General features: G+C 56.1%; 28 protein-coding genes and 1 pseudogene. All 29 read right to left on the reverse strand.

Translation table 11 applies throughout. The features are described from left to right. Positions 1-172 precede the first annotated feature (172 nt). Positions 173-556, reverse strand: a complete 384-nt coding sequence (locus ACR0J1_RS18770; RefSeq protein ID WP_480734181.1) for a hypothetical protein — start codon at positions 554-556, stop codon at positions 173-175. A gap of 110 nt (positions 557-666) precedes the next feature. Further along, a complete protein-coding gene (gene rpmD / locus ACR0J1_RS18775; protein WP_008757946.1) occupies positions 667-855 on the reverse strand; it encodes a 50S ribosomal protein L30 in 189 nt (62 codons plus the stop codon). A gap of 12 nt (positions 856-867) precedes the next feature. Further along, complete coding sequence (gene rpsE / locus ACR0J1_RS18780) at positions 868-1431, reverse strand: 30S ribosomal protein S5 (protein ID WP_480734180.1); 564 nt, start codon at positions 1429-1431, stop codon at positions 868-870. A gap of 116 nt (positions 1432-1547) precedes the next feature. Beyond that, positions 1548-1907, reverse strand: a complete 360-nt coding sequence (rplR, locus tag ACR0J1_RS18785; protein WP_170356678.1) for a 50S ribosomal protein L18 — start codon at positions 1905-1907, stop codon at positions 1548-1550. Between the two features lie 11 nt (positions 1908-1918). Then, complete coding sequence (rplF, locus tag ACR0J1_RS18790; RefSeq protein ID WP_170440485.1) at positions 1919-2452, reverse strand: 50S ribosomal protein L6; 534 nt, start codon at positions 2450-2452, stop codon at positions 1919-1921. A gap of 11 nt (positions 2453-2463) precedes the next feature. Next, positions 2464-2856: a 30S ribosomal protein S8 gene (gene rpsH, locus ACR0J1_RS18795; protein WP_010437099.1), complete on the reverse strand. Its 393-nt coding sequence runs from the start codon at positions 2854-2856 to the stop codon at positions 2464-2466. 13 nt (positions 2857-2869) lie between these two features. After that, positions 2870-3175, reverse strand: coding sequence for a 30S ribosomal protein S14 (rpsN, locus tag ACR0J1_RS18800; RefSeq protein ID WP_068340744.1), 306 nt, complete (start codon positions 3173-3175; stop codon positions 2870-2872). Positions 3176-3194: 19 nt separating this feature from the next. Then, complete coding sequence (rplE, locus tag ACR0J1_RS18805; protein ID WP_480734179.1) at positions 3195-3755, reverse strand: 50S ribosomal protein L5; 561 nt, start codon at positions 3753-3755, stop codon at positions 3195-3197. Beyond that, positions 3748-4059, reverse strand: a complete 312-nt coding sequence (gene rplX / locus ACR0J1_RS18810; protein ID WP_170440482.1) for a 50S ribosomal protein L24 — start codon at positions 4057-4059, stop codon at positions 3748-3750. The genes rplE and rplX overlap by 8 nt, the downstream gene beginning before the upstream one ends. A 2-nt stretch (positions 4060-4061) precedes the next feature. Next, a complete protein-coding gene (rplN, locus tag ACR0J1_RS18815; RefSeq protein WP_008757934.1) occupies positions 4062-4430 on the reverse strand; it encodes a 50S ribosomal protein L14 in 369 nt (122 codons plus the stop codon). Between the two features lie 76 nt (positions 4431-4506). After that, entirely contained in the window at positions 4507-4737 is a 231-nt protein-coding gene (gene rpsQ / locus ACR0J1_RS18820) for a 30S ribosomal protein S17 (RefSeq protein ID WP_085823139.1), read from the reverse strand. 5 nt (positions 4738-4742) lie between these two features. Continuing rightward, entirely contained in the window at positions 4743-4949 is a 207-nt protein-coding gene (gene rpmC, locus ACR0J1_RS18825; protein WP_039538276.1) for a 50S ribosomal protein L29, read from the reverse strand. A gap of 429 nt (positions 4950-5378) precedes the next feature. Beyond that, positions 5379-5999, reverse strand: coding sequence for a 2OG-Fe(II) oxygenase family protein (locus tag ACR0J1_RS18830; protein WP_480734178.1), 621 nt, complete (start codon positions 5997-5999; stop codon positions 5379-5381). A gap of 40 nt (positions 6000-6039) precedes the next feature. Next, positions 6040-6588, reverse strand: a complete 549-nt coding sequence (locus tag ACR0J1_RS18835) for an amino acid synthesis family protein (protein ID WP_480734176.1) — start codon at positions 6586-6588, stop codon at positions 6040-6042. A gap of 160 nt (positions 6589-6748) precedes the next feature. After that, entirely contained in the window at positions 6749-7162 is a 414-nt protein-coding gene (gene rplP / locus ACR0J1_RS18840) for a 50S ribosomal protein L16 (RefSeq protein WP_058283513.1), read from the reverse strand. Positions 7163-7174: 12 nt separating this feature from the next. Beyond that, positions 7175-7885 (reverse strand): 30S ribosomal protein S3, encoded by a 711-nt coding sequence (gene rpsC / locus ACR0J1_RS18845; RefSeq protein WP_008758042.1) that lies wholly within the window; start codon positions 7883-7885, stop codon positions 7175-7177. Then, complete coding sequence (gene rplV, locus ACR0J1_RS18850; protein ID WP_039538267.1) at positions 7885-8265, reverse strand: 50S ribosomal protein L22; 381 nt, start codon at positions 8263-8265, stop codon at positions 7885-7887. The genes rpsC and rplV overlap by 1 nt, the downstream gene beginning before the upstream one ends. Positions 8266-8268: 3 nt before the next feature. Beyond that, positions 8269-8547, reverse strand: a complete 279-nt coding sequence (gene rpsS, locus ACR0J1_RS18855; RefSeq protein ID WP_005980699.1) for a 30S ribosomal protein S19 — start codon at positions 8545-8547, stop codon at positions 8269-8271. Between the two features lie 3 nt (positions 8548-8550). Continuing rightward, entirely contained in the window at positions 8551-9393 is an 843-nt protein-coding gene (gene rplB, locus ACR0J1_RS18860) for a 50S ribosomal protein L2 (protein WP_008757664.1), read from the reverse strand. Between the two features lie 184 nt (positions 9394-9577). After that, complete coding sequence (locus ACR0J1_RS18865) at positions 9578-10630, reverse strand: hypothetical protein (RefSeq protein ID WP_480734175.1); 1053 nt, start codon at positions 10628-10630, stop codon at positions 9578-9580. Between the two features lie 12 nt (positions 10631-10642). Next, a complete protein-coding gene (locus tag ACR0J1_RS18870; RefSeq protein WP_480734174.1) occupies positions 10643-11179 on the reverse strand; it encodes an ImmA/IrrE family metallo-endopeptidase in 537 nt (178 codons plus the stop codon). A 207-nt stretch (positions 11180-11386) separates the two neighbouring features. Next, positions 11387-11506, reverse strand: a pseudogene (locus ACR0J1_RS18875) (50S ribosomal protein L23); the annotation flags it as partial. Between the two features lie 168 nt (positions 11507-11674). Continuing rightward, on the reverse strand, positions 11675-12709 hold the full coding sequence (locus tag ACR0J1_RS18880; protein WP_480734173.1) for a fatty acid desaturase: 1035 nt from the start codon (positions 12707-12709) through the stop codon (positions 11675-11677). A gap of 168 nt (positions 12710-12877) precedes the next feature. Further along, positions 12878-13174, reverse strand: coding sequence for a 50S ribosomal protein L23 (locus ACR0J1_RS18885; protein WP_009176651.1), 297 nt, complete (start codon positions 13172-13174; stop codon positions 12878-12880). Beyond that, entirely contained in the window at positions 13171-13788 is a 618-nt protein-coding gene (gene rplD / locus ACR0J1_RS18890) for a 50S ribosomal protein L4 (RefSeq protein WP_010437039.1), read from the reverse strand. The genes ACR0J1_RS18885 and rplD overlap by 4 nt, the downstream gene beginning before the upstream one ends. After that, on the reverse strand, positions 13785-14510 hold the full coding sequence (gene rplC, locus ACR0J1_RS18895) for a 50S ribosomal protein L3 (protein WP_298391073.1): 726 nt from the start codon (positions 14508-14510) through the stop codon (positions 13785-13787). The genes rplD and rplC overlap by 4 nt, the downstream gene beginning before the upstream one ends. A 17-nt stretch (positions 14511-14527) precedes the next feature. Further along, entirely contained in the window at positions 14528-14842 is a 315-nt protein-coding gene (gene rpsJ / locus ACR0J1_RS18900; RefSeq protein ID WP_008756422.1) for a 30S ribosomal protein S10, read from the reverse strand. Between the two features lie 229 nt (positions 14843-15071). After that, the gene (locus tag ACR0J1_RS18905; RefSeq protein ID WP_480734172.1) at positions 15072-16247 is read right to left on the reverse strand and encodes a hypothetical protein; all 1176 of its coding nucleotides are present in this window, start codon (positions 16245-16247) and stop codon (positions 15072-15074) included. A gap of 127 nt (positions 16248-16374) precedes the next feature. After that, a partial coding sequence (locus ACR0J1_RS18910; RefSeq protein ID WP_480459566.1) for an EF-Tu C-terminal domain-related protein occupies positions 16375-16556 on the reverse strand: 182 nt, incomplete at its 5' end.

Here is a 16556-nt window from a genome sequence, read left to right on the forward strand (position 1 = left end):
GCCAGGGCGCATTCCCCGGCGCTTCCATTGAGTTCCTTCTTGGACAAGGTTCAGATAGACCTTAGTGATAACGCTAACAATATGGATTTGGGTCTAGCCGCTATGCGAACAGCGCAACGCCCGGAGACGCAGAGTCCCCGGGGTACTGGCAGATCTGACATCCGACGCAGGCTTACTTTCTGATCTGGCCGATATATCGCTGCTTTTGCTGGTTCACCAAGACCAGCTGACCGTTGTTGACCACATAGAGGTCGAACCGGGGCTGGTCATATCCGATGCAGCGCACCCCATTATCGTAGAACTTGTAGGCGGCGGCTTTCCAGGTCTGCCCGCCTCGTTTGTAGGAGTAAGAACCGTTGGCGGAATAGGTCTCAACGTCTTTTCCGGAATAGACGACCTTGCGCCCGGCAATGTTCTTTTGCAGCCATGCTGCATTCACCTTCTGATCCCCATCGGAAAAATAACTATTGAATTCTTTGGGGGCTTTGGCCGGGCACTGTGCATAAGCAGCAGCAGAAATGAAAGTCGCACACATCGCGGTCAGTAAAATCTTCATCGTTCACATCCATTCAAATAATAGAAGATAACGATACCGCAGCCTGACCGAATGGCAATAAAAAAGCCCCCGACATCGTCGGAGGCTTTTGCAATCTATAAAGAGCGGTCTTAGCCGCGCTCTTCGATAATCTCAACCAGATGCGGGATCTTGTTGACCATGCCGCGGACCGAAGGAGTGTCTTCCAGTTCACGGGTTTTGTGCATCTTGTTCAGGCCCAGACCGATCAGGGTTGCGCGCTGTTCGGCGGGGCGGCGGATCGGCGAGCCGATCTGCTTGACGACGATGGTTTTTGCCATAACTCGCTCTCCTTACGCTTCGGCTTCGGCCGGTGCTTCGTCCCGCTTAGGCAGGATGTCAGCAACCTTTTTGCCACGACGCTGTGCAACCGAACGCGGGCTCTGCTCTTTCTGCAGGCCGTTGATGGTGGCGCGGATCATGTTGTACGGGTTCTGCGAGCCCAGCGACTTAGACACAACGTCCTTAACGCCCAGCATTTCGAACACAGCACGCATCGGACCACCGGCGATGATACCAGTACCTTCAGGCGCGGTGCGCATAACCACTTTACCGGCGCCGTGACGGCCTTCGATGTCGTGGTGCAGGGTCCGACCTTCGCGCAGTTGCACGCGGATCATCTGACGCTTGGCTTGTTCGGTCGCCTTGCGGATGGCCTCGGGTACTTCTTTCGCTTTACCCTTGCCAAAGCCCACGCGGCCTTTCTGATCGCCGACAACCACCAGAGCGGCGAAGCCAAAGCGCTTACCACCTTTTACGGTTTTCGACACACGGTTGATCGCAACCAGACGATCTGCGAATTCCGGTGCTTCATCGCGGTCACGACCACGGCCCCGGCGGTTTTCACGTTCTGCCATTTGGCATCCCTTTTCTCATGTGGCGCATTCGGCGCCGTTTAGTTCAATCCAAGTGAGCCCCGACTAACGCCGAGGCCCCCGGATCATCGGGGCGGATCGAAACCCGCCCGCAAGTCTTAGATCTTCAGACCACCTTCACGCGCGGCGTCGGCAACTGCCTTCACCTTGCCGTGGAACAGGAAGCCGCCACGATCGAAATAGGCCTCTTCGACGCCTGCCTTCTTGGCACGCTCGGCGATGGCCGCGCCCACTTTGGTGGCCGCTTCGACGTTGTTCTTGCCAACAACACCCAGATCTTTTTCCAGGGTCGAGGCTGCAGCCAGGGTCACGCCACGAACGTCGTCGATCAGCTGAACGCTGATGTTCTTGTTCGAACGGTGGACCGACAGGCGTACACGGCCCGCGTTGACTTTGCGAAGTTTGTTCCGAACGCGCAGGCGGCGCTTCAGAAACAGGGTTCTTTTGCTGTTTGCCATTGTCTGCGTCCTTACTTCTTCTTGCCTTCCTTGCGGAAGATGAACTCGCCCTTATAGCGGATGCCCTTGCCTTTATACGGCTCGGGACGGCGCCATTCGCGGATCTTGGCCGCGACTTCGCCCACCTGCTGCTGGTCGATACCTTCCACAACGATTTCGGTCTGCTTCGGTGCGGTGATGGTGACACCTTCCGGAGCGGTGAAATCAACATCGTGGCTGTAACCCAGGTTCAGCTTCAGGGTGTTGCCCTGCATCTGAGCCCGGTAACCAACACCCTGGATCTCCAGCTCTTTTTTGAAGCCTTCGGTCACACCAGTTACCAGGTTGGCAACCATGGTGCGGCTCATGCCCCACTGCTGGCGGGCACGCTTGGACATGCCACGAGGGTTGATTTGCACGACATTGTCTTCGACCGACAGCGTGACGTCATCGGTTGCGGTGAAGCTGCGGGTGCCTTTCGGACCCTTCACTTCGATGGTCTGACCCGACACAGAGGCGGAAACGCCGCTGGGCAGCTCGACCGGTTTTTTACCAATACGAGACATTGCAGACCTCCTTAGAAGACGGTGCAGAGCACTTCGCCGCCAACATTGTTGGAGCGAGCGTTTGCGTCCGACATCACACCTTTCGGAGTGCTGACAATCGACACACCCAGACCCTGACGGACCTGCGGGATGTCATTGACGCCCATGTAGACGCGACGACCGGGCTTCGAGACCCGCTTCAACTCGCGAATAACAGGGGTGCCTTCGTAGTATTTCAGGCTGATTTCGATGGCCGGATGACCGTTTTCACCGGTCGTCGCTTCGTAGCCACGGATGTAACCTTCGTCCGCCAGCACGTCCAGAACCCAGCCGCGCAGTTTGGATGCGGGGGTGGAAACGGTGGACTTGCCGCGCATTTGCGCGTTGCGGATACGGGTGAGCATATCGCCGATAGGATCGTTCATATCTATGTCTCCCTTACCAGCTCGATTTCACCATGCCGGGGATCTGACCAGCAGAACCCAGCTCGCGCAGCGCGATACGGCTGACCTTCAGCTTACGGTAGTAAGCGTGGGGACGACCGGTCAGCTGACAGCGGTTGTGCAGACGGGTAGCCGAGCTGTTGCGCGGCAGTTTCGCCAGTTTCAGACGCGCTTTGAAACGCTCTTCCATCGGGCGGCTCTCGTCATTCGCGATTTCTTTCAGCTCGGCACGCTTTGCGGCATATTTGGCCACCAGGCGTTCGCGCTTCTTCTCGCGTTCGATCATTGCTTTTTTAGCCATGTCTCAATCCTCCCGGCGCTTACGCGTTGAACGGCATGTTGAATGCTTTCAACAATGCCTTTGCTTCAGCGTCGGTGTTCGCTGTGGTGGTGATTACGATGTCCAGGCCCCAGACCTCGTCGACCTTGTCGAAGTCGATCTCGGGGAACACGATGTGTTCTTTCATGCCCATGGCAAAGTTGCCACGACCATCAAAAGAAGGCTTCACACCGCGGAAGTCACGGATACGCGGCATCGCGATGGTGATCAGACGGTCCAGGAATTCGTACATCCGGTCACCGCGCAGGGTCACTTTCGCACCCAGCGGCATGTCTTCACGGACGCGGAAGCCCGCGATCGACTTTTTCGCCAGGGTCGCAACAGCCTTTTGGCCTGCAATCGCGGTCAGATCCTCGACAGCCGCCTTGGCTTTCTTCGAGTCTTTGACAGCTTCTGCACCACAGCCGATGTTCAGAACGATTTTTTCCAGCTTGGGCAACTGCATGTCGTTCTTGTACCCGAACTCTTCTTTCAGAGCGGCACGGATGGTTTCAGCGTACTGAGCTTTCAGACGCGGGGTGTAGTTTGCGGTATCAAGCATCGATCACGTCCCCCGTGGTCTTGGCGAAGCGCACCTTCTTGTCGCCTTCCATGCGGAAGCCAACGCGGGTTGCTTTGCCGTTCTTGTCCAGCAGAGCCAGGTTCGACAGCTCGATCGGGTTTGCCTGAGGCAGGCGGCCACCCTGGCTGTTCTGGGTCTGGCGGGTGTGGCGGATGGCGATGTTGATGCCATCGACAACAGCTTTACCGGCTTTGGGGTCAACCGAGGTAATGGTTCCCTCTTTGCCCTTGTCCTTGCCGGCCAGCACGACGACCTTGTCGCCTTTGCGGAGTTTAGCAGCCATGATTACAGCACCTCCGGAGCCAGCGAGATGATTTTCATGAAGTTCTTGCCGCGCAGTTCGCGAACAACGGGGCCAAAGATACGGGTACCTACGGGCTCGTTGTTGTTGTTCAGGATGACGGCGGCGTTGCGATCGAAACGGATCGCGGTGCCGTCTTCGCGACGGACTTCTTTGGCGGTGCGTACGACGACGGCCTTACGGACGTCCCCTTTCTTTACGCGGCCGCGCGGGATGGCTTCCTTCACCGAGACGACAATGATGTCGCCGACGGAGGCGTATTTACGCTTGGAACCACCCAGGACCTTGATGCACTGAACTCGGCGTGCGCCGGAGTTGTCAGCGACATCCAGATTGGTCTGCATCTGGATCATGTGGTTTCTCCCGACCTGTGGGGGCTGGTCTCGTTAGATCCCCCAGGGTTTCGACAAATGGAAAAATCCCGGAAGCTTACGCTTCCAGAACTTCCCAACGTTTCGTCTTCGATTTCGGTGCGCATTCGATGATGCGAACGGTGTCACCGACCTTGAAGGCGTTCTTTTCGTCATGAGCCCGGTATTTCTTGGACTTACGAACGGTTTTGTGCAGCAGCGGGTGCTTGAAGCGGCGTTCAACCGAAACGGTCACGGTCTGCTCGTTGGCGTCGCTGGTTACGGTGCCGGACAGGATACGCTTGGGCATCTGATTTACTCCTCGGATGCCGCAGCAGCGGCCTTTTGGTTCAGAATGGTTTTGACACGGGCAGCATTGCGGCGGGCCGCTTTGATACCAGCAGTGTTTTCCAGCTGACCGGTTGCCTGTTGAAAGCGCAGGTTAAAGCTTTCTTTCTTCAGGTTGGCCAGTTCCTCGCGGAGCTGGTCCGGGGTCTTGTCACGCAGTTCTTGGGCGTTCATCGCCTTTTTCCTTTGCTCAAAACACCAGAAGGCCCCGTGCACGGGTCACCTTTGACCTGGTGGATGAATGATAGACATACGAATCGCCCGACAACGCCGGGAGACCGCAGGATGCCGCCGTATAAGGGTTTGGCGGGTGGGTGGCAAGAGGAAGTTTGGAGGATCGCTGGCTAAGTCGACGCGTCTCGAACTGATCAACGCGCACATGCCTCAAAGGCGACCCACGAGACATATATAGTTGCACACGATATCGCCGCCCAAATGGCGCCCTCAAATCTCGGCAGGTGGTGTAGATGTGATCGCCAAACGACTGCGAGGAGGCTCTCTTTGAGCTTCCAGCCTGAGCGATGCAATGTGATCAAATAAAGAAGGAGAAACCCACCCCAAAAAACTGGCGTGCCAGCGCTCACAGCATCGCCTATGCAGAGGTTATTCCCACTTGTAGTTGAAGCTGACACTAATCCGCTCATCCTCAGCCATGTTCATCGGCACCTCGTGGCGCAGCCAGCTTTCCCATAGCAGGACGTCTCCCACCTGCGGCTTCATATAGATGAACGGCTGCAAATCCCGCCGTCCACCCTTCAGCCGCGTCGGCGCGGCCATCATTCGGCCTGAGCGGGGGTCTTCCAGTTTCAGCGCACTCGCCCCTTCGGGCATCGCCACATAGGTCGTACCCGAGATCACGCTGTGCGGGTGTAGGTGGCTGGAATGCATTCCGCCTTCGGGCAGGATGTTGATCCACAGGTCCTCCAACTTCAGCTCGCCCTCGCCCAGATCGAATTCCAGATCTTTGGCGAAGGCCGCGACGTGCTGGTCCAACGCGGCGACCAAATCGGCGAAGATCGGGAACCGCCAGGGCAGATCGGTCAGCGAGGCATAGCTGGTATAACCGGGATAGCCGTTTTCCTCGCACCAGTCCTGCCCGGCCTCATCATCCTGAGCGATGACAAGGCAGGAGCTTTCCAACTCGCCCGCATCGATCTTGGGGTCGAACTCGGACAAAGCTGCGCGATAAAGACGGGTAACGAAGAGTGATTCAATCTGTGCCATGGGCCGGGCATACCTCAGCCCTTTCGGCAAGACCAGACGCTTAGGTCTTGATGGGCCCTTTGCCACAGCGCGGGATCGGGCGACCGCCATCGGCATAAGCAAGGCACAGCACGATCTCATCCGGTTTCGGCGCGTCCGGAATGTTCAGCGTCATCGTGTCGAAATGATCGAATGACCACGGATTGTCCTTGTGCCCCAGCGGCAGATCAATTGCACAGCCCGGCGCGCCCAGCTTGGCGTTCGAAGGGATCACCGCCTCACCTCCGCCCGCTGCCGCGCGCATGGGTGCGCCGAGCTTGGGATGGATCACCGCCCCGCCCTGCTCAAGGTCGCCGTTCATGCCGATGATTGCTGCCTTGCCATATGACACCGGCGCACCGTCCAGTTGCGAGACCGCATCAGCCGCAAGGTCAGGCCCCAGAAGGGCTCCGATCTCGAACAGCTCTGAAAGGTCATCCGCATGACGCCCGGCCAATGGGTTCTGTATCACCGCCAAGGCAGCGACCCGGCTGACAGGATCACAAGGTTGGCCCAACTGATCAGTGGTTATGATTTCCTTGACGAACATCTTCTTGCGTAGCTGCACCATAGGGCCCTCCCATTCCTGCAGGTTAACGTAGGGGCGGCGCAGTGAGACGTCGACTGTTTTGACCGGCTGGCAGATTACAAGAGGTCGACCCAAAAGAAAAACCCCCGCCGGTGTCCCGACGGGGGCTTCAAATCGTAGGGTGGGGTTTTACCCCGCCGCCTTACCAGTCTTCGCGAACCACGACGCGGGTCTTGATCGGCAGCTTCATCGCAGCCAGGCGCAGGGCCTCGCGGGCGATGTCGTCATTGACGCCGTCGATCTCGAACATCACGCGGCCAGGCTTGACTTTGCATGCCCAGCGGTCGACCGAACCCTTACCTTTACCCATACGAACTTCGATCGGCTTAGCCGTGACCGGAGTGTCGGGGAAGATGCGGATCCAGACACGGCCCTGACGCTTCATGTGACGCGTCATGGCACGACGTGCAGCTTCGATCTGGCGTGCAGTTACACGCTCAGGCTCAAGAGCTTTCAGGCCGTAGGTGCCAAAGTTCAGATCAGAGCCGCCTTTGGCGAGACCCTTAATCCGGCCTTTGTGCATCTTGCGGAATTTAGTACGCTTTGGTTGAAGCATATCTTTCCCTCCTTAGCGACGACCGCCACCAGCACCACGAGGTGCAGGGCCGTCCTGGAGTTCCTGTGCTTTACGGTCACGTGCCTGCGGATCGTGCTCCATGATCTCACCTTTGAAGATCCAGACCTTGATCCCGATGATCCCGTAGGGGGTCATCGCTTCGGCATGTGCGTAATCGATGTCGGCGCGCAGGGTGTGCAGAGGCACGCGGCCTTCGCGGTACCACTCGGTCCGTGCGATTTCGGCGCCGCCCAGACGACCAGCGACGTTCACCCGGATACCCAAGGCGCCCATGCGCATGGCGTTCTGAACCGAGCGCTTCATTGCGCGACGGAACGAAACACGACGTTCCAGCTGCTGAGCGATGGACTCGGCAACCAGCTGCGCGTCAAGCTCGGGCTTGCGCACTTCGACGATGTTCAGGTGCAGTTCGCTGTCGGTCATACGCGCAAGCTTTTTGCGCAGAACTTCGATGTCTGCACCTTTCTTGCCGATGATGACACCCGGACGTGCTGTGTGGATCGTAACGCGGCACTTCTTGTGCGGACGTTCGATGATCACGCGGGCAACACCGGCCTGCTTGCACTCTTTGTTGATGAACTCACGGATCTTGAGGTCTTCCAGCAGAAGATCACCGTAGTCCTTGGTGTCGGCGTACCAGCGGCTGTCCCAGGTGCGGTTGACCTGCAGGCGCATGCCGATCGGATTTACTTTATGACCCATTAGGCTTGCTCCTCAACTTGACGCACCTTGATGGTGATCTCCGAGAACGGCTTCATGATCTTGCCGAAACGGCCACGGGCACGCGGACGACCGCGCTTCATGACCAGGTTCTTGCCAACCCAGGCTTCGGCGACGATCAGCTCGTCAACGTCCAGGTTGTGGTTGTTTTCGGCATTCGCGATTGCGGACTGCAGGCACTTCTTGACGTCCTGCGCGACACGCTTGTTCGAGAAAGTCAGGTCGGTCAGAGCCTTCTCAACTTTCTTACCGCGGATCATTTGCGCAACCAGGTTCAGTTTCTGCGGGCTGGTACGGAGCATGCGGGTTTTCGCCATTGCTTCGTTTTCAGCCACGCGGCGGGGGTTCTTTTCCTTGCCCATGACTTACTTCCGCTTCGCTTTTTTGTCAGCGGCGTGGCCATAATAGGTCCGGGTCGGCGAATATTCACCGAACTTCTGACCGATCATGTCTTCCGAGACGTTGACGGGGATATGCTTCTGGCCGTTGTACACACCAAATGTCAGACCCACGAACTGGGGCAGAATGGTGGAACGACGCGACCAGATTTTGATGACTTCGTTGCGGCCCGACTCGCGCGCTGCTTCGGCTTTTTTCAGCACGTAAGCATCGACGAAAGGACCCTTCCAAACAGAGCGAGACATGGATTAACGTCCCTTCTTCTTGGCGTGCCGCGAGCGGATGATCAGCTTCTGGGACGCTTTGTTCTTGTTGCGGGTACGCTTACCCTTGGTGTCCTTACCCCACGGAGTAACCGGTGTACGGCCACCCGAGGTACGACCTTCACCACCACCGTGCGGGTGATCGATCGGGTTCATTGCAACACCACGAACCGACGGACGAACGCCCTTGTGGCGCATACGACCGGCTTTGCCGAGGTTTTGGTTGGAGTTGTCGGGGTTGGACACGGCACCAACGGTGGCCATGCATTCCTGACGAACCATGCGCAGCTCGCCCGAGCTCAGACGGATCTGAGCGTAGCCGCCATCGCGACCAACGAATTGAGCGTAAGTACCGGCCGCACGTGCGATCTGACCGCCTTTGCCAGGCTTCATCTCGATGTTGTGGACGATGGTACCGATGGGCATGCCCGAGAACGGCATTGCGTTGCCCGGCTTGATGTCGGCCTTGGCGGATGCCACGACTTTGTCACCAACAGCCAGACGCTGCGGAGCCAGGATATATGCCTGCTCGCCGTCTTCGTATTTTACCAGTGCGATGAATGCGGTCCGGTTCGGGTCATATTCGATCCGCTCGACGGTTGCCGCGACATCAAATTTGTTCCGTTTGAAGTCAACGATCCGGTAGAGACGCTTTGCGCCACCGCCGCGGCGGCGTGAAGTGATCCGTCCGGTGTTGTTCCGGCCGCCCGATTTGGTCAAACCCTCTGTGAGAGACTTGACCGGACGTCCTTTCCAAAGCTCCGAACGGTCGATCAGCACCAGCCCGCGCTGGCCCGGCGTCGTCGGCTTGTACGACTTGAGTGCCATGCTTTCTGTCTTCCGTTTAGCAAGTGCAGGGGGTTCCCTGCTATGTGATAGGCCCCCGTAGGTGCCAAGGGTATAGGGCCCCGAAGGTCCCCGGTTACAAATATCAGAGGCCCCGGAACGAATCCGAGGCCGCAAGATTGGGAGCGTTTAGCAGTGTTGGGAGTGGGTGTCTATAGGCGAAGTTCTAATCCCGGGGCTCTAGTTTCTCTATTGAGCTGTCCACCGAAGGAATTTCCTTGTCTAACGCCGAATTGCCATCTTCCGAAAACGAAGCGTCATCACTCACGCTTTTCTTTCTCTCCGCTTCCCACTCCTTCACGTAGTCATCGTAATGGCTAGGCGTTGGTTGTTCTCCCTCGGCATGGGTTAGCTTTAGAACCGGCATTTCAATTTTGTTGAGCTCGATAAATTTCTCTAAATATTCCTTCAAAACCTTGCAATCGTCTACAACCGCAGGCCGCTGCAACAGCTCTGCTTCCAGTCTTTGAAGCTCTCGCTCTCCGGGATTTCGAACTGTATTGATCGAAATGATTGGGTACGGTTCGCCATTCAGAACACCCTTAAATGACTGTGTTTCATGGAACCTGAAGTCTGCGTCAAAACCCGTTGCGTCTGGGTTTCCCTTGGCCTTCGCCAATAGGAAAGCCAGAGCAGGAGAAATGGTAAACGTATTTACGGTGGAATTGCGCGAAATGCGAAAACCACCGTCAATTCCTTTACCCAAGAAATCAAAGCCTGCGGGATTGTTATCGACCTTCCTTTCGAACCCCTCGGTCCTAAGCTCATTCAAGCCAGCATAAGGATCTTCGGACTCACCTTTCCCAATGCCGATGCTACAGTTAGGGCTGGGGAACGCCGCAATCCAGCCATTTCCTTTTGTGTTGAGACCCTCGTAGGCCGCCACCTTTTCACCAAAAGCGTGAAGTGTCTGAGAAAATGCCGTCACATATGCACCCAAATGCGTGACACTCTCTACGCGGTTAACGAAGAGGATTTCGTCCCCGATTGTCTTCCAGATTTGCGGCAGGCATTCTTTCTCCTCTGCACCGATCCCGTCGATTTCGCCACAAACTTCGGTGAAGTGCTCTGAGTACAAACTCGGAAACTGATCATAAAAAAGCTGGAACGCTTTAAGCCATCGGAAACTGTTATTCTTTGACTTGAAGGCCGTAGACCCGGTTAGGTCTACGGACAAAAAGAGGCGAACCCGATAATCGGGAACAGATAGTTCTTCCATTGCGTTTCTCGGTTAGGAAATTTTTAGATTATCCGCACGAATTTTTGCAGCGTGCAGACTCACCCCACACACCGATGCCGCATTTGAAGCTCCACCAGAGCGATAAGCTTCCGTAAACTCCTCAGAAGGCATCAAGAACGCTGCGGCGAACCAATTTGCTTCCCATTCAGCTCTCTGCTGATCTTGATCACTTTGGTCTACATAACGAGTTGCACGCATAACCGCGTTTTCGTTGACCTTCTTAATTGCTCCAAAATGTAGGAGAAGATGGCCCAACTCGTGTGCAATCGTAAACCGATCACGCTTCAAAGAAGTGTGGCGTGAAACATATATCTCGAAATCATTGACTGCTCGCGCGACGATCGAACCACTATCTTCGTCGCCGAACCCACTTGTTCCCACGACAAGCTTGCCACCGCTTTTCTGAACAAGCTCCTCAATACTATCTCCCGGGCCAAAACCGATCTTTTTGGCCAAGTCCTCTGCATATTTTTCGACACCTGCTTTGGAAGCACCCAGCGCCTTGGGAGCGTAAAAATTATCTTTCAAAATACCCTCCATTTGCAAACGTTAGACATTTGCAGAGCAAATTTAGCACGTAAAATAGAGCCGAAACAAGTTAATATAGCATTATATTGCCCTGCGTCACTTTATCCACCCAACATGATGTGCCTGTATGTAATTTAGGTCGCACTACCCACAAAAAAACCCCCGCTTTCGCGGGGGGGCTTTATCTCTCTGGAAAGACGGGTTCGATCAGAGACCGGTGGACACGTCGATGGTGTTCCCCTTTTCCAGTGTCACATATGCTTTCTTGATGTCTTCCCGCGCTCCCAAGCGCGGGACAAGGCCGAAGGCCACCGCGCCAGCGACTGCCGTCCCGGCGGGCTGGCGCTTTGAGGGCGTTTGCTCCTCGCTATGAGGTCAGATGTATTTGGCACCATAAAGTGCACAGCTCGACCGTTGCAGCGCCATCCCACGGGCAGTCGCTGGCGCGGCTCATCGGGTTGCTCGGGCGGGTCGGATCAGAGGCGGCGTGCCCCCTCACCCATACAGCGCGCGAACCTCGGCGAACGACAACAGTCGGCGGCTGCTCTCATCCCACAAGTGCAGCCGCGCGTTGGCGAGGCTTTCTCGGATGGTCATACGGTTGCTGTTTGCCAACTCATCATGATCGCGCAAAACTTCGGTCAGGCGGTAGAACGGAATGCGGCTGTAAAGATGGTGCACGTGATGGATGCCGATATTGGCGCTAAACCACTGCAACACAGGTGGCAGGATGTAATGCGAACTGCCGTGCAGGGCGGCCTCGTGCAGTTGCCAGTCGTTATCGGGGTCCCAGTGCGTGTCCTCGAACTGATGCTGTACGTAGAACAGCCAGACACCAGCCGTTGCAGCAATCAGGGTTGAGGGTAGGAAGATCAGAAGCATCGGCATCAGCCCGCCGAAATAGTAGATCGCCAGAAGTGCGGCCAAAATGGCGACATTGGTACCCATCGCGCTGACCCAGAACCTGACACTCCGCGTCAGACCAAGCGGAAGGCGGTTCTGAAACAGAAACAGATAGCCGGGGCCAAGGACGAACAGGGTGATAGGGTTTCGGTACACGCGATACCAGAATTGGTTCATGGGCGTTTTCGACTGATACTCGGCCACTGTCAGAGTATGGATATCGCCCATCCCCCGTTTATCCAGATTGCCCGAGCTGTTGTGATGTGTGGAATGCGTCCGGCGCCAGACGTCATAGGGTGTCAGGGTCAACACTCCGATCATCCGTCCGACCCAGTCGCTGACCGCGCGGTTCTTGAAAAATGCCCCGTGCCCGCAATCATGCTGGATCGCAAACAGGCGCAGCAGGAAGGCGGCGTTCAGGACGGAAATTGCAAAAGCCAGCCAGTAGCTGAGCGAAAGCGACATCCAGGACAGTGCCCAAAGCGCAAAGAACGGGACAATGCTAACACCCAGTTCAAAGGAGCTGCGCCACTGGTTGGGTTCGCGATATTTCGCAAGTGTCGTGACCCAATCCCGCGCCGAGGTCATATTCGGGTTGCCCCGGGTCGAGAAAGAGGGTTCGGTCATGCGCCTGCCATGTATTCTTGCTTGTAGGGACCCGGATAGACACCCCGCCCGGGATAGCAAGGGAATTCCGGGAAAGATGCCGGATTTGCGCTCAATTCTTGGTGTTGTTGCCAAAGAAAAACCCCCGCTTGCGCGGGGGCCTTTATCTTTTTCCAAAGACGGGTTCGATCAGAGACCGGTCGACACGTCGATGGTGTTCCCCTCTTCCAGGGTCACATATGCTTTTTTGACATCTTTCCGCTTGCCCAGCTGGCCGCGGAACCGCTTGACCTTGCCTTTGGTCACGGTGGTGTTCACCGCTTTGACCTTCACACCAAACAGCGCCTCGACGGCCTCTTTGATCTGCGGCTTGTTGCTGTCGATCGCCACTTCAAAGACAACCGCGCCGTTTTCGGACGCCATGGTCGACTTCTCAGTAATGATCGGCTTGCGGATCACGTCGTAGTGTTCTGCCTTCGCGCTCATTTCAGACGAGCCTCCAGTGCTTCGACAGCCGCTTTGGTGAGCACCAGGGTGTCACGCTTGAGGATGTCATAGACGTTTGCGCCCATCGACGGCAGGATATCCAGACCTTCGATGTTCTTGGACGCTTTCAGGAACCCTTCGTTCACGGTCGCGCCGTCGATGACCAGAGCGCGTTTCCAGCCCAGGTTTGCAACCTGTTTGGCCAGAGCGGCGGTCTTGCCTTCGGCTTCGGCGTTCTCGATCACAACCAGTTCACCTGCCTTGGCTTTGGCCGACAGAGCGTGGCGCAGGCCAAGCTTGCGGAACTTTTTCGGCAGGTCGTGGCCGTGCGAACGGACGACGGGGCCTTTGTAGATACCACCACCACGGAAGATCGGCGCGTTACGGTCACCATGGCGTGCGCCACCGGTGCCCTTCTGGCGATAGATCTTCTTGGTCGAGTAGCTGGTTTCCGAGCGGGTCTTGACCTTGTGGGTGCCGGCCTGCGCGTTGTTGCGCTGCCAACGGACCACGCGGTGCAGGATGTCCGCGCGCGGCTCAAGACCGAACAGGTCTGCATCCAGCTCGATGTTGCCGGCTTTGCCGCCGTCCAGTTTGATTACATCAAGTTTCATGCTTCACCACCTTCCGCGGGCGCTTCTTCCGCCGGAGCTTCGGTTGCGGCACCTTTTACGGCTGCCGGGAACGGCAGGCCTTCCGGTGCTTTCTTCTTCACGGCGTCCTTGACGGTGACCCAGCCCGATTTCGGTCCGGGAACGGCGCCTTTGATGAAGACCAGACCACGGTCGGCGTCGGTTTTGACAACCTCGAGGTTCTGGGTGGTAACACGGGCAGCACCCATGTGACCGGCCATCTTCTTGCCTTTGAACACCTTGCCCGGGTCCTGACACTGACCCGTTGAGCCGTGCGAACGGTGGCTGATCGAAACACCGTGCGAGGCGCGCAGACCACCAAAGTTCCAACGCTTCATCGCACCGGCAAAGCCTTTACCGATCGAGGTGCCCGAAACGTCAACTTTCTGACCTTCCAGGAAGTGTTCTGCCGAAATCTCGGCGCCCACATCGATCAGGCCATCTTCCGACACACGGAACTCGGCCAGCTTACGCTTGGGCTCAACCTTTGCAGCGGCATAGTGACCGCGCATGGCTTTCGAGGTGCGTTTTGCCTTGGCAGCACCGGCGCCCAGCTGAACGGCAGTGTAGCCGTCTTTGTCAGCGGTGCGCTGTGCAACAACCTGCAGGTTGTCCAGGTGAAGAACAGTCACAGGAATCTGCTTGCCGTCTTCCATGAACAGGCGGGTCATGCCAACTTTTTTTGCGATAATACCAGAGCGCATTCTCATACCCTCCGATCTTATGACTGCAGCTTGATCTCGACGTCCACACCAGCAGCGAGGTCGAGCTTCATCAGCGCGTCAACGGTCTGGGGGGTCGGATCAACGATGTCCAAGAGACGCTTGTGCGTGCGGATCTCGAACTGGTCGCGGGATTTCTTGTCAACGTGAGGGCCACGGAGAACCGTGAACTTCTCAATCTTGTTCGGCAGCGGGATCGGGCCGCGCACGTTCGCGCCGGTCCGCTTGGCAGTGTTGACGATCTCTTGCGTGCTGGCATCCAGAACGCGATAGTCAAATGCCTTCAGCCGAATACGGATATTTTGGCTTTGCATAGATACAGCCTTTTATCAGGCGTTGAGGTTGAGAGGAGGACAGACGCGCATCGCCAACCCTCATCGAACCCAAAAGGCGGGAATCACCCCGCCTTGATGTTCTTATCGAGAACTCGCGCGTATTAGTGGGGTTGGTGGGGTTTGGCAAGGGGGGAAATTCTGGAGGTTCGAATTGGTTCGCTTTTCACGGAGCCAAGAGAAGTATTGGTCCGCCCATGATTACACTTCACTAAAGGTTCTTAGTCCTTTTGCACCAAGAACTCACCTGCTGAAGACAGTCTCTGAGGACATATCGTTGACTAACAGAACTTTGGTAGTTGCCCAGCGGAGCCATAAACCCATGGGCGATACTTTCAAACAACTCTAAGTTCTCGTAGGCAATATTCGTTCCCGGCAGCCGTACAAATAGCTTGCCCTCATCGAAGCCAAACCGCATCGGAATTTGCTCAAATTTTGTAACTTCACCAATGGTTTTTTCGGATATCTCTATATCTCGCTCATCAAAGCGATGAATACTGTCGGAAAGGTAGGAGTACGAATAAAGTCCATATCCGAGTTTTGGAAATTCTCTAGCTTTTTGATGAGGTAGGCAGGCGCAGCGAAAATCGCCCGGTACCAATGAGCCTCTCTTTCGACAAATCTCTTCATAGGCATCAATTGCAAAAGCTCCTGCATGACAACAATCCAACGTTAGACTAAACTTACAGCGTCCCAGTTGATTGAAGTCTTGCCAAGGCTCGGTCGCCTCCTCCCCGGCCACGCAACTCTCTAAGAATGCAAGAAAATCGGTCGCACAAATCGGGCCGTCAGCTAACAGCAATGTGGCATCATGAGTGCCGTGATCAATGTCGCCATGCCCAGAAAAGAAAACATTTATCTGCCCACCTCGCCACTCCGGGTCGTCAACGTTTGCTTCGAAGAACTCTCGGCATAACTCGCCGACACGTAGAAGCTCCTCTCGCGTAGGATTCGATACAAGTACATCCTCGCTGAACGTCCCCGCATCGAGCCGGAACCCTGGCTTGAAAACCAACTCAGGATATAACACGACGGACATCTTGTAATAGTCGTTCATAGCAAGGACATCTGATCGAGCGTTTTGCAATCGAGCATAACGTTTTTCTCTCAGGTCATCTCGATCGCCTTTCCACGAATCCGGACCATCACAACAGATAAGAATACTGAAACAGAAATTCCTTAGTTGTGGACCAACTGGCAACGGGAGGCGTTTGTGAAAGCGGTCGTTAGAACGTTCGGTCTTTAGGAACAACCCATCGACGTCCTCAGAAAGCGTAAGTTTTTGTTTCGCTGCAAACGCCGAGTTAGGGTCTTCTCCACGAGCTTTAGCCCATTCAATAATCTTTTCTCGCGTTATCGGGTGCTGCTCATGAATTTGCTCAATCATAGCCTTACAATTTACCGAAGCTAGAGATTTTGAAAGGTTGTACGTCAACCTTCTTGCGTGTCACATCTCCAAACAAAAAGGACGTCCCGAGGGACGCCCTTTCCATTCGATCATTCGCGTGCGCGAGTTACTCGATGATTTTCGACACAACACCCGCGCCGACGGTGCGGCCGCCTTCGCGGATGGCGAAGCGCAGACCGTCTTCCATCGCGATGGGCGCGATCAGCTCGACGGTGAAGCCAACGTTGTCGCCGGGCATGACCATCTCGGTGCCAGCCGCCAGAGTCACGGTGCCGGTCACGTCAGTGG

Source organism: Ruegeria sp. CJ3 (assembly GCF_056536725.1).

What these genes read in the sequence shown, in the direction of transcription:
- rplE (WP_480734179.1), bottom strand. Translation starts at nt 3,755, where the DNA reads ATGCTTGATACCGCAAACTACACCCCGCGTCTGAAAGCTCAGTACGCT.
- rplC (WP_298391073.1), bottom strand. Translation starts at nt 14,510, where the DNA reads ATGCGCTCTGGTATTATCGCAAAAAAAGTTGGCATGACCCGCCTGTTC.
- rpsQ (WP_085823139.1), bottom strand. Translation starts at nt 4,737, where the DNA reads ATGCCCAAGCGTATCCTGTCCGGCACCGTAACCAGCGACGCCAACGAG.
- rplV (WP_039538267.1), bottom strand. Translation starts at nt 8,265, where the DNA reads ATGGGCAAGGAAAAGAACCCCCGCCGCGTGGCTGAAAACGAAGCAATG.
- rpsE (WP_480734180.1), bottom strand. Translation starts at nt 1,431, where the DNA reads ATGGCAGAACGTGAAAACCGCCGGGGCCGTGGTCGTGACCGCGATGAA.
- ACR0J1_RS18865 (WP_480734175.1), bottom strand. Translation starts at nt 10,630, where the DNA reads ATGGAAGAACTATCTGTTCCCGATTATCGGGTTCGCCTCTTTTTGTCC.
- rplX (WP_170440482.1), bottom strand. Translation starts at nt 4,059, where the DNA reads ATGGCTGCTAAACTCCGCAAAGGCGACAAGGTCGTCGTGCTGGCCGGC.
- ACR0J1_RS18905 (WP_480734172.1), bottom strand. Translation starts at nt 16,247, where the DNA reads ATGATTGAGCAAATTCATGAGCAGCACCCGATAACGCGAGAAAAGATT.
- rpsC (WP_008758042.1), bottom strand. Translation starts at nt 7,885, where the DNA reads ATGGGTCATAAAGTAAATCCGATCGGCATGCGCCTGCAGGTCAACCGC.
- rpmD (WP_008757946.1), bottom strand. Translation starts at nt 855, where the DNA reads ATGGCAAAAACCATCGTCGTCAAGCAGATCGGCTCGCCGATCCGCCGC.
- ACR0J1_RS18770 (WP_480734181.1), bottom strand. Translation starts at nt 556, where the DNA reads ATGAAGATTTTACTGACCGCGATGTGTGCGACTTTCATTTCTGCTGCT.
- rplB (WP_008757664.1), bottom strand. Translation starts at nt 9,393, where the DNA reads ATGGCACTCAAGTCGTACAAGCCGACGACGCCGGGCCAGCGCGGGCTG.
- rplF (WP_170440485.1), bottom strand. Translation starts at nt 2,452, where the DNA reads ATGTCTCGTATTGGTAAAAAACCGGTCGAGCTGCCCAGCGGCGTTTCC.
- rpsS (WP_005980699.1), bottom strand. Translation starts at nt 8,547, where the DNA reads ATGTCTCGCTCTGTTTGGAAGGGTCCTTTCGTCGATGCTTACGTGCTG.
- ACR0J1_RS18835 (WP_480734176.1), bottom strand. Translation starts at nt 6,588, where the DNA reads ATGGTGCAGCTACGCAAGAAGATGTTCGTCAAGGAAATCATAACCACT.
- ACR0J1_RS18885 (WP_009176651.1), bottom strand. Translation starts at nt 13,174, where the DNA reads ATGAGCGCGAAGGCAGAACACTACGACGTGATCCGCAAGCCGATCATT.
- ACR0J1_RS18830 (WP_480734178.1), bottom strand. Translation starts at nt 5,999, where the DNA reads ATGGCACAGATTGAATCACTCTTCGTTACCCGTCTTTATCGCGCAGCT.
- rpsN (WP_068340744.1), bottom strand. Translation starts at nt 3,175, where the DNA reads ATGGCTAAAAAAGCAATGATCGAACGCGAGAAGAAGCGCGAACGCCTG.
- rplN (WP_008757934.1), bottom strand. Translation starts at nt 4,430, where the DNA reads ATGATCCAGATGCAGACCAATCTGGATGTCGCTGACAACTCCGGCGCA.
- rpsH (WP_010437099.1), bottom strand. Translation starts at nt 2,856, where the DNA reads ATGAACGATCCTATCGGCGATATGCTCACCCGTATCCGCAACGCGCAA.
- rpmC (WP_039538276.1), bottom strand. Translation starts at nt 4,949, where the DNA reads ATGAACGCCCAAGAACTGCGTGACAAGACCCCGGACCAGCTCCGCGAG.
- ACR0J1_RS18880 (WP_480734173.1), bottom strand. Translation starts at nt 12,709, where the DNA reads ATGACCGAACCCTCTTTCTCGACCCGGGGCAACCCGAATATGACCTCG.
- rplP (WP_058283513.1), bottom strand. Translation starts at nt 7,162, where the DNA reads ATGCTTCAACCAAAGCGTACTAAATTCCGCAAGATGCACAAAGGCCGG.
- rplD (WP_010437039.1), bottom strand. Translation starts at nt 13,788, where the DNA reads ATGAAACTTGATGTAATCAAACTGGACGGCGGCAAAGCCGGCAACATC.
- rplR (WP_170356678.1), bottom strand. Translation starts at nt 1,907, where the DNA reads ATGGCAAACAGCAAAAGAACCCTGTTTCTGAAGCGCCGCCTGCGCGTT.
- rpsJ (WP_008756422.1), bottom strand. Translation starts at nt 14,842, where the DNA reads ATGCAAAGCCAAAATATCCGTATTCGGCTGAAGGCATTTGACTATCGC.